At 69.2% G+C, this 9,971-nt stretch carries 13 protein-coding genes and 1 tRNA gene; 11 read left to right on the top strand and 3 right to left on the bottom strand.

Annotated elements, in window-relative coordinates; all coding sequences use genetic code 11:
- Window positions 1-114 precede the first annotated feature (114 nt).
- Window positions 115-318, bottom strand: a complete 204-nt coding sequence (locus tag Q0326_RS02720; protein WP_298686834.1) for a hypothetical protein — start codon at window positions 316-318, stop codon at window positions 115-117.
- A gap of 142 nt (window positions 319-460) precedes the next feature.
- Here Q0326_RS02720 and gap point away from each other — a divergent pair, with 142 nt between their 5' ends.
- The 10 genes from gap to Q0326_RS02670 all read left to right on the top strand — a co-directional run bounded on the left by gap (window position 461) and on the right by Q0326_RS02670 (window position 8,603).
- Complete coding sequence (gene gap, locus Q0326_RS02715) at window positions 461-1,468, top strand: type I glyceraldehyde-3-phosphate dehydrogenase (protein ID WP_298686832.1); 1,008 nt, start codon at window positions 461-463, stop codon at window positions 1,466-1,468.
- 96 nt (window positions 1,469-1,564) lie between these two features.
- On the top strand, window positions 1,565-2,044 hold the full coding sequence (locus Q0326_RS02710) for an MOSC domain-containing protein (RefSeq protein ID WP_298686830.1): 480 nt from the start codon (window positions 1,565-1,567) through the stop codon (window positions 2,042-2,044).
- Window positions 2,041-3,237, top strand: coding sequence for a phosphoglycerate kinase (locus Q0326_RS02705; RefSeq protein WP_298686828.1), 1,197 nt, complete (start codon window positions 2,041-2,043; stop codon window positions 3,235-3,237). The genes Q0326_RS02710 and Q0326_RS02705 overlap by 4 nt, the downstream gene beginning before the upstream one ends.
- A 298-nt stretch (window positions 3,238-3,535) precedes the next feature.
- Window positions 3,536-4,078, top strand: coding sequence for a hypothetical protein (locus Q0326_RS02700; RefSeq protein WP_298686825.1), 543 nt, complete (start codon window positions 3,536-3,538; stop codon window positions 4,076-4,078).
- Entirely contained in the window at window positions 4,047-4,733 is a 687-nt protein-coding gene (gene thiE / locus Q0326_RS02695) for a thiamine phosphate synthase (protein WP_298686823.1), read from the top strand. The genes Q0326_RS02700 and thiE overlap by 32 nt, the downstream gene beginning before the upstream one ends.
- The gene (locus Q0326_RS02690; RefSeq protein ID WP_298686819.1) at window positions 4,730-5,119 is read left to right on the top strand and encodes a hypothetical protein; all 390 of its coding nucleotides are present in this window, start codon (window positions 4,730-4,732) and stop codon (window positions 5,117-5,119) included. Before thiE ends, Q0326_RS02690 begins: the two co-directional genes overlap by 4 nt.
- 177 nt (window positions 5,120-5,296) lie before the next feature.
- The gene (locus tag Q0326_RS02685; RefSeq protein ID WP_298686817.1) at window positions 5,297-6,334 is read left to right on the top strand and encodes a L,D-transpeptidase family protein; all 1,038 of its coding nucleotides are present in this window, start codon (window positions 5,297-5,299) and stop codon (window positions 6,332-6,334) included.
- Entirely contained in the window at window positions 6,331-6,909 is a 579-nt protein-coding gene (locus Q0326_RS02680) for a M23 family metallopeptidase (RefSeq protein WP_298686815.1), read from the top strand. Before Q0326_RS02685 ends, Q0326_RS02680 begins: the two co-directional genes overlap by 4 nt.
- 204 nt (window positions 6,910-7,113) lie before the next feature.
- A complete protein-coding gene (gene efp / locus Q0326_RS02675; RefSeq protein WP_298686813.1) occupies window positions 7,114-7,677 on the top strand; it encodes an elongation factor P in 564 nt (187 codons plus the stop codon).
- A 113-nt stretch (window positions 7,678-7,790) separates the two neighbouring features.
- Complete coding sequence (locus Q0326_RS02670) at window positions 7,791-8,603, top strand: inositol monophosphatase family protein (protein ID WP_298686811.1); 813 nt, start codon at window positions 7,791-7,793, stop codon at window positions 8,601-8,603.
- Between the two features lie 106 nt (window positions 8,604-8,709).
- On the opposite strand, the gene Q0326_RS02665 is transcribed toward Q0326_RS02670, so the two are convergent.
- Both Q0326_RS02665 and Q0326_RS02660 read right to left on the bottom strand, forming a co-directional pair.
- The gene (locus tag Q0326_RS02665) at window positions 8,710-9,597 is read right to left on the bottom strand and encodes an aldose 1-epimerase family protein (protein ID WP_298686809.1); all 888 of its coding nucleotides are present in this window, start codon (window positions 9,595-9,597) and stop codon (window positions 8,710-8,712) included.
- Window positions 9,598-9,602: 5 nt separating this feature from the next.
- Complete coding sequence (locus Q0326_RS02660; protein WP_298686807.1) at window positions 9,603-9,776, bottom strand: hypothetical protein; 174 nt, start codon at window positions 9,774-9,776, stop codon at window positions 9,603-9,605.
- Window positions 9,777-9,885: 109 nt separating this feature from the next.
- Between Q0326_RS02660 and Q0326_RS02655 the strand changes: the two genes are divergently transcribed.
- Window positions 9,886-9,970, top strand: a tRNA-Leu gene (locus Q0326_RS02655).
- The last annotated feature ends 1 nt before the right edge of the window (window position 9,971 follow it).

Genomic DNA, 9,971 nt, shown 5'->3' with positions numbered 1-9,971 from the left:
CCGTCACGTCGGGCGTCCAGCCCGGCCCGAGCATCAGCAGCCGCGCTTCCTCGCCATCGCGGCAGGCGACGGGATAGCTGCGGCCACCGACCTCGATGCGGACCTGCGCCATCGTCAGCCCTTGATCGTCGGCGGGGTGGTGCCGATCAGTTGGTCGAGCCGCTCGATCGCGGCGCCTGCACCCTCGCGCAGCCGGGCGTGCCGCGCCTCGAGCGCGGCAAGGCGCGCGTCGGGCCGCGGCGCCTGCGCGACTCGTTCGAGCCGCGCGATGGCGGATTCAAGCTGGCCCAAGGCCTGCTGGAAGGACGCGCTCTCCATATCCGACCGTTGCATAGCAGGACAGTGCCGCCCGGCAAGCATCCGTGCAGGTTGACGAGGCGCGGTGGGGGGGACAAAGGAGCCCGCAAACCGGGACGTCCTGTCCCACCATGCCCCGGGGGGCGGTCGAGGAGAATCTGACATGGCGGTGAAAGTTGCGATCAACGGCTTCGGTCGTATCGGCCGGCTGGTCGCGCGCGCGATCCTCGAGAAGCCCGATTGCGGGCTCGAACTCGTCGCGATCAACGATCTCGGCAGCGCCGCCGACAACGCCCGCCTGTTCAAGCGCGATTCGGTCCACGGCACCTGGAAGGGCACGGTCGAGGTCGACGGCACCGACATCGTCGTCGACGGCAAGCGCATCCACGTCACCGCCGAGCGCGACCCTGCCAACCTGCCGCACGCCGCCGACGGCGTCGACATCGCGCTCGAATGCACCGGCTTCTTCTGCGACCGCGAGTCCGCGGGGAAGCATCTCACCGCCGGCGCCAAGAAGGTGCTGATCTCGGCGCCCGCCAAGGGCGTCGACCTGACCGTCGTGTTCGGCGTCAACCACGACAAGATCACCAGCGAGATGGCGATCATCTCGAACGCGTCGTGCACCACCAATTGCCTGGCGCCCGTCGCCAAGGTGCTCAACGATGCGATCGGCATCGAGCGCGGGCTGATGACGACGATCCACGCCTACACCAACGACCAGAAGATCCTCGACCAGATCCACAGCGATCCGCGCCGCGCACGTGCCGCCGGCATGTCGATGATCCCGACGACGACGGGTGCGGCCCGCGCGGTCGGCGAGGTTCTGCCCGAGCTCAAGGGCAAGCTCGACGGGTCGGCGATCCGCGTGCCGACCCCCAATGTCAGCATCATCGACCTGACCTTCACCCCCAAGCGCGACACCAGCAAGGACGAGGTCAACGCGCTGCTTAAGGCGGCGGCCGAGGGCCCGATGAAGGGCGTGCTCGACTATACCGACGAGCCGCTGGTCTCGATCGACCTCAACCATGCCCCGGCCTCCTCGACCGTCGACAGCCTCGAGACCTCGGTGATCGACGGCAAGCTGGTGCGCGTGCTCAGCTGGTACGACAACGAGTGGGGCTTCTCCAACCGCATGGTCGACACCGCCGGCGCGATCGCCAAGACGCTCTGAGGCCTTGACGCAAACCCTACTCCGTTCGTGTCGAGCGCAGTCGAGACACCGCAGGGCCGGTCCCTCGACTGCGTTCGGGACGAACGGGCGAGGGGCGTGACCGGCCGCCTGCTCGGGATCGCGCGCAAGGCGCGGCCCCGCGGCGTCGTCGAGACGATCGACCAGGCCGCGGTCGGGCTGACCACCGGCATCGCCGGCGACTTCCGCGGCGCGATCAAGCCGGGTGGCCGCGGCAAGCGGCAGGTCACGGTGATGATGCTCTCGGACTGGCGCGCGGCGATGGCCGATCTCGGCGACCCGCCGGCGGTGTGGTCGGACCGGCGCGTCAATCTGCTCGTCGATGGCATCGATCTGCCGCGCGAGAAGGGGACGCGGCTCCGCGTCGGCTCCGCGCTGTTCGAGATCACCGGCGAATGCGATCCGTGCAGCCGCATGGAAGAGGTCGCGCCCGGGCTCAAGGCGGCGCTGACGCCGGGCTGGCGCGGCGGGCGGCTGCTGCGCGTGATCGCGGCCGGCGACCTCGCGATCGGCGACGCGGTCGCGCTGGAACAACAGGTTTTTGGGGAGGCGATATGAGTTCGTTCAAGACGCTCGACGACATCGGCGACATCCACGGCAAGCGCGTGCTGGTCCGCGAGGACCTCAACGTCCCGATGGACGGCGCGCGCGTCACCGACGACACGAGGCTGCGCGCCGCCGCGCCGACGATCGCCGAACTCGCCGACAAGGGCGCGATCGTGCTGATCCTCGCGCATTTCGGCCGCCCCAAGGGCGAGCGCCGCCCCGACATGAGCCTCGCGCAGGTGACGCACGCGCTGCGCGACGTGCTCGGTCGCGAAGTCACCTTCGTCGACGATTGCCAGGGCGAGGGCGCCGAACAGATGGTCGCGCTGCTCCAGCCCGGCGCGATCGCGATCCTCGAGAACACCCGCTTCCACACAGGCGAGGAGACCAACGATCCCGCGCTGGTCGCGGCGATCGCCAAGCTCGGCGACCTGTACGTCAACGACGCCTTCTCCGCCGCGCACCGCGCGCACGCCTCGACCGAGGGCCTCGCGCACGTGCTGCCGGCCTATGCCGGGCGCTCGATGGAGGCCGAACTCACCGCGCTCGAAAAGGCGCTGGGCAAGCCCGAGCATCCGGTCGCGGCGGTGGTCGGGGGCGCCAAGGTCTCGTCGAAGCTCGACGTGCTCCAGCATCTCGTCACCAAGGTCGATCATTTGATCATCGGCGGCGGCATGGCCAACACCTTCCTGGCGGCGCGCGGGATCGATGTCGGCAAGTCGCTGTGCGAGCATGATTTGGCGGACACCGCGAGCGCGATCCTCGACGCCGCCGACAAGGCGAACTGCACCGTCCATCTCCCCTACGACGTCGTCGTCGCCAAGGAGTTCAGGGCCAATCCGCCGACCCGCACCGTCAACGTCCACGAGGTCGCCGCCGACGAGATGATCCTCGATGTCGGCCCCGCCGCGGTCGAGGCGCTGGGCGATGTGCTCAAGAACTGCCGCACCTTGGTGTGGAACGGGCCGATGGGCGCGTTCGAGACGCCGCCCTTCGACACCGCGACGGTCAGCCTCGCGCGCACCGCGGCAGCCTTGACGCAGGACGGCAGTCTGGTCTCGGTGGCGGGCGGCGGCGACACCGTCGCGGCGCTCAACCAGGCCGGCGTCGCGGACGCGTTCAGCTTCGTCTCGACCGCGGGCGGCGCCTTCCTCGAATGGATGGAAGGCAAGACGCTGCCGGGGGTCGCTGCGCTCGAAGGGTGAGGAAAGCCCTCTGCCTCCGGGAGAGGGTTGGGTGAGAGGTTCCAGCCTCGCACGTGGGACGCGACGCTGACGCGTCGCCCCCCCCCCCCCCCCCCCCCCCCCCCTCGGGGGGGGGGGGGCGGCGGGCCTCCCTCACCCCCACCCTCTCCCCAATGGGGAGAGGGGGCCTGCAGGTTCTCCACCGCCAATGCCGGTTTGCGAACTTCGACATACGGCCAACACATCGGATTTGGCGCGGCAGTCTTGACGCAGGACGGCCGCTCGGTGTCGGTGGCGGTCGAGGGCTGAGGAGGCGGCGATGGCGCAGGTCGAGACGGCAACCGACAGCGACGGCATCGCCCGCTTTTCCTATCACCGCAGCGTCGGCCCGATGGTCGGCGTGCTGCTAGGCCTCGCGATCGTCGAGACGCTCGTCGTCCATCTCGTCGTCTTCGCCGCCTGGGGCTGGAAGGTCGCCGCCGTGCTGGGCGCGATCGACCTCTCGGCGATCGTCACGCTGATCCGGCTGCTGCGCTCGTTCAAGCGGCTCCCGGTGACGATCGAGGGCCGGCGGATCACGCTGCACGCCGGCACTCTGCGCCGCATCGCGATCGACGCCGACAATATCGCGGGGCTGCGCGCCGACTTCGACCGCGCCGCGATCAAGCGCCGCGGCGTCGCCAATCTGGCGCTGATCGCCTGGCCCAATGTCCTGATCGAGCTTCGCGAGCCGATCGAAGTGAGGCGTCGGCGCATCATATCGCATGTTGCGCATCGGCTCGACGATCCAGCGGCTTTCCACGCGGGCGTCGCGCGTCTAGAGCGCGGGCATGGAGATCGACGTCCCACCGGTGGAGCTTGATCCGGGCTTCGCGGCCCGCTTCGGGGAGCATAACCGCCGCCCCGCCTGCCAATTATATCTGATCTCGCCCGCGACGCTGACCGACGGCTTCGCCGACGATCTCGCCGCGGCGCTCGACGCCGGATCGATCGCCGCCTTCCAGCTTCGCCTCAAGGGCATCGACGATCACGCGATCGCGCGCGCCGCCGAGCCGCTGCAGAAGATCTGTGCCGATCGCGAGGTCGCCTTCATCATCAACGACTCGATCGCGCTCGCCAAACGCCTCGGTGCCGACGGCGTCCATCTCGGCCAGGAGGATGGCGACGCGCGCGAGGCGCGCTCGGTCCTCGGGCCTTCGGTGCAGGTCGGGGTGACCTGCCACGACAGCCGCCATCTCGCGATGGAAGCGGGTGAGCATGGCGCCGACTATGTCGCGTTCGGCGCCTTCTTCGAGACCGCTACCAAGGACACGACCCACCGTCCCGATCCGTCGATCCTGTCGTGGTGGACCGCGCTGTTCGAGCTGCCCTGCGTCGCGATCGGCGGGATCACCGCGGCCAATGCCGCGCCGCTGGTCGCCGCCGGCGCGGACTTTCTCGCGGTGTGCGGCGCGATCTGGAATGGCGAGGGGGGCCCTGCCGCCGCGGTCCGGGCGTTCGAGACGGTGCTGGCGTGATCCGCCGCATCGCCCGTATCGCGGCACCGGCCGCGGTGGCGGTCGATTGCCTTGGCGCGTGGCTCGATGGGCGCGACGGCGGCGTGCGGCTGTCGCTCACGCTGGCGGCAATGATCACCGCGGCGGCGCTCGTGCCCTGCGCGCTCGGCTTTCTGGCGGCGATCGGCAAGCGGCTGCGCCAGGCGGCGTCGGTGCGCGGCCCGGTCCGTACGGTCCCGCCGATGCGTCTGCCGCTGGTCGTGCCGCGCGGCTATGTGGGCGCCGCGGTGCTCGGCGGAATCGCGACGCTGGCAGCGATGGGCGAAGGGTTCGGGCTGTACATCTTCCTGGCCGGCGTCGCGCTGATCGCGCTCGCGCTTTCGCAGGCCACGCCCGGGCGCGCCTGACCCTCTATCGTCAGGCCGGGCCGGATCCGGCGTCCGGCACAGCAGGCGGCGGGGTGTGACGCGCTGGATCTCGGGTCGAGCGCGGACGACGGGAGAATACGGCTTCGCCCGGCCGGTCGCGGATATTAGCGCGACCCCGGCGCGTTACCCGACCGTTACGATCACGAAGGGACGTGCATGATCCGGCTTCGATTGCTCACCACCGGCGCGCTGGCGCTGGGCGCGCTCACCGCTGCGGCGCCCGCGCCCAAGCCCGCCGCCGCCGCGCCCAAAGCGGCGGTGCAGCCGGGCAAGCCCGCGCTCGATCCCAAGATCATGCAGGTGCAGGTGATCCTCGACCATCTCGGCTTCTCGCCGGGCGTGATCGACGGACGCGGCGGTGCCGGGCTAAAGCGCGCGATCGCCGGCTTCCAGAAGGCGAACGGCGTCGTCGCGACCGGCGACGTCGATCCGCGCACCGCCGCGATGCTGCAGAAATTTGCCGCGACCCAGCCGACGCGCGACATCACGCTGACCCCCGCCGATCTCGCCGGGGACTTCGTCGGCCCGCTGCCGCACAAGGAGGACGAGCAGGCCAAGCTGCCGTCGCTCGGCTATGCCAATGCGCTCGAGATGCTGTCCGAACGCTATCACACTACCACGCCGGTGCTGATCGAGCTCAACTCGCCCGACACCAAGCTGGCGCCCGGGACCGTGATCAAGGTGCCCAATGTCGTCACCGCCGGGCGTGCCTATCCCGCGGCGCTGCCCGAAGCCTATAAGCAGACGCTGGCCGGGCTCAACGTCGACTCGACCCAGCCGCAGGCCGACCATCTCGTCGTCGACAAGTCTGACAAGACGCTGTCGGTCTACGACGCGCAGGACAAGCTGCTCGCGCAATTCCCGGTGACGACGGGGAGCAGCCACGATCCGCTGCCGATCGGCACGTGGAAGATCCTCGGGCTCGACTACAATCCCAAATTCCACTTCAATCCCAAGCTGTTCTGGGACGCAAAGCCGGGCGAAACGGCGGCGATGCTGCCGCCCGGCCCGAACGGTCCGGTCGGGGTGGTGTGGATGGACCTGTCCAAGCCGCATTACGGCATCCACGGCACGCCGGTGCCTGAGAATATCGGCCGCACCGCCAGCCATGGCTGCGTGCGGATGGCGAATTGGGATGCGGCGCGCGTCTCGCTGATGGTCAAGGCCGGAACCCCGGCCATCTTCCAGCCGTGAGCCGGTTCGGGCTGATCGCGGCCGCGCTGATCGTGCTGCTGCTGATCGGGTTCGCCTCGATCGTGCGCGTCACCGGGCCGGGCTGGAGCGGGTCGGGGGGCGGCACGACGGGGCCGAAGCTCGCTAAGGGCGCACCCTATACGGGGCAATTGCTGATCCCCGTCCAAGGCGTGGCGGCATCGGCGCTGCACGACGATTGGTCCGAGCCGCGCGGCGACGGCACACGCGTGCATCACGCGATCGACATTATGGCGGCGCGCGGCACGCCCGTGCTCGCCGCCGCCGACGGACGCATCGAGAAGCTGTTCCAGAGCAATCTCGGCGGCACGACGATCTACGAGCGATCGGCGGATGGTGGTACGGTCTTCTATTATGCGCATCTCGATCATTATGCGCCGACGCTGGTCGAGGGGCAGGCAGTCAAGGCCGGGCAGGAAATCGCCGCGGTCGGCTCGACCGGCGACGCCGATGCGGGCGCGCCGCATCTGCATTTCGAGATCCATGCGATGACGCCCGGCGAGCGCTGGTGGCAGGGCAGCGAGGTCGATCCCTATCCGGTGCTGGCGAAGCGGTAACGATCGCCGCTTGACCCGTTCCCCGGCGGAGGCCGGGGCCCAGGCCCCACGCGTTTGGCGAACGATCCGCCCACCACAGGCTGCGGGCCTGGGCCCCGGCCTGCGCCGGGGAACCATCAAGATGGCGCTCCCCTTGCCCGAACCCGTCTCCCCCGCTAAGGCGCGCGCCTGCTCTTTCCCATCCTTGAACCTCAGGTGTCGCACATGAAGATCAGCGGCGTGGACATTCGTCCCGGCAACATCATCGAATATGAGGGCGGCATCTGGCGTGCCGTCAAGATCCAGCACACGCAGCCCGGCAAGGGTGGCGCGTACATGCAGGTCGAGCTCAAGAACCTCATCGACGGCCGCAAGAACAATGCCCGCTTCCGTTCGGCGGAGTCGGTCGAGAAGGTCCGGCTCGACACCACCGACTTCCAGTTCCTGTTCCGCGACGGCGAGCAGCTGACCTTCATGGACAAGATCACCTACGACCAGATCACGCTCGACGCCGGAATCCTCGGCGACGCCGCGGCCTTCCTGCAGGACGGCATGGACGTGGTGATGGAGCTCTATGACGAACGCCCGATCTCGGTGCAGCTGCCCGACACGATCGAGGCGATGATCGTCGAAGCCGATGCGGTGGTGAAGGGGCAGACGGCATCGTCGTCGTACAAGCCCGCGATCCTCGACAACGGCGTCCGCGTGATGGTGCCGCCGCATATCGGCGCGGGCACCAAGATCGTCGTCGACGTCTACGAGCAGACCTACGTCCGCCGCGCGGATTGATGTCCAAGGAGAGGGGAGACCCTCTCCGTTCGTGTCGAGCGTAGTCGAGACACATTGGCGCAACGCCTGCCTCACGTCCCTCGGCTTCGCTCGGGACGAACGGAGATATTGAAGTGCCAGCACAATCCGGCCTCATCACGGTCATGCAGAAGGCGGCGCGCAAGGCCGCGCCCAAGCTGCGGCGCGACTTCAACGAGGTCGATGCGCTGCAGGTGTCGCGCAAAGGTCCCGCCGACTTCGTCTCGGCCGCCGACAAGACCGCCGAGCGCACGATCTACGAGGAGCTCAAGCACGCGCGCCCCGACTGGGGTTTCCTGATGGAGGAGGCGGGCGTCGTCGAGGGCGATCCGTCCAAGCCGCGCTGGATCGTCGATCCGCTCGACGGCACCTCCAACTTCCTCCACGGGCTGCCGCACTTCGCGATCTCGATCGCGGTCGAGGAGCCGCGGCCGAGCGGCAAGGGCGAAGTGACGCAGGCGCTGGTCTACCAGCCGCTCACCGACGAAAGCTTCTGGGCCGAAAAGGGCCGTGGCGCGTGGCTGCATGATCGCCGGCTGCGCGTCTCGGCGCGGCGCGACATTTCGGAGGCGCTGCTCGCCACCGGCATGCCGTTCAGCGGGCATGGCGATTTCGACATGTGGAGCCGCATCTTCCGCACCGTCGGACCCGAAGTGGCGGGTGTCCGCCGCTTCGGCGCCGCCGCGCTCGATCTCGCCTGGGTCGCAGCGGGCCGGTTCGACGGCTTCTGGGAGACGCATCTCAGCCGCTGGGACGTGGCGGCGGGCGAGTTGCTGGTGCGCGAGGCGGGCGGTTTCGTCACCGACTTCCGCGGCGGCGACCAGATGCAGGAGCGCAAGCAATGGCTCGCCTCCAACAACGATCTCCAGCCGCGCCTGCTCAAGCTGGTGGCGGCGGCGCTGCGCTAATATCGATAGCCGTCATGGCGAGCGTCGCGAAGCAATCCAGAGCCACGCGGGCCGGCCTGGATTGCTTCATCGCTCCGCGCCGCGCAATGACGGGCCATGTAAAAGTTCAGATCATCGGTACCCCGAAGGTCAGCGCCATCGCGTAGCGATGCGCCTCGCCCAGCTGCAGGGTGATCACGCCCGGCCGGTCGGCGAACTCGCCCGCAAAACCCTCGTCGTCGGCGCGGCTGTGCCAGGGTTCGATGCACAGATAGCCCGCGCCCGGCTTGGTCCAGATGCCGAGCATCGGCATGTCGGGAAAATCGACGCGCACCGAAGGCCCGTCGGGTACGCCGAAATACAGGCCGCGGCTGTTCGGCGCTTCCCACACCAGCGCGTCCTGCTCGAACAGCGAATCGTGGAGCTGGATCTCGGTGTCGTGGACCGGCGTGGCGCGCGGGGCCGGCGCGAACAGGCCGTCGGGGCTGATCTCGCGCAGCGGCTCGGGCTCGTCGGCGTCGAAACGGACGATGTGGTGGAAGCGTGACGCGCTCCCCGTGCGTGGCAGCGGCCAGCGCAGCGCCGGGTGGAAGCCGAAGCCGACCGGCATCGGGACGTCGTCGAGATTGGTGACCTCGGCCGCGAGCGTCAGCGTCGCGCCGTCGAGCCGGTGGGTGACGTCGAGCCGGAAGGCGAAGGGATATTGTTCGCGGCTGTGCGAGTCCGCCTCGAGCCGGAAGGTCGCGTGATCCTCGACCGCCTCGACCACCGCGAAGCGGCTGCCGCGGGCGAAGCCGTGCTTGCCGAGCGGATAGGCCTTGCCGCCGAAGCGCGCGCCGTTCGCGCTGATCCCGACGGTCGGGAACAGGATCGGCGCGCGCCCCGTCCACCAGCGCGGATCGCCGTCCCACAGCCAGTCGTCGCCGCGCGCGTCGGTGACCGATTGCAGTTCGGCGCCCAAGGACGAGACGGTGACGGTGAGGTCGGGCGACGCGATGGTGACGAGTTCGGGCATGGGGGTCAGTCGTCCTGTTCGTTGGCGGTGCCGCCGGTCCCGCCGGTGCCGCCGGGCGAGCCCGGATCCTCCTGCGGCGACTTGCCTGCGCTGGATTGCGCGGCCTCGTCCTCGCCGTCCATAGCCTTGATCGTCTGCTTGTCGGTGTCGGTCAGATATTCGGGTTTCGGGTCGGTCATGACAGCGTCTCCTTGAGCCGGCTTCCCAACGGTTGGAGCGACATGCGGGTCCGCGCTTGCTCTTGTGTGCCCGACTGCTATAGACGCGCGCCGACCGAGGGTTGAGCTCGCGGGCGTGGCGGAACTGGTAGACGCAGCAGGTTTAGGTCCTGCCATCGCAAGATGTGGGGGTTCGAGTCCCTTCGCCCGCACCAG

Source organism: uncultured Sphingomonas sp., assembly GCF_937859915.1.
GTDB lineage: Bacteria > Pseudomonadota > Alphaproteobacteria > Sphingomonadales > Sphingomonadaceae > Solisphingomonas.
This window is presented reverse-complemented; position numbering and strand designations above follow the sequence as displayed.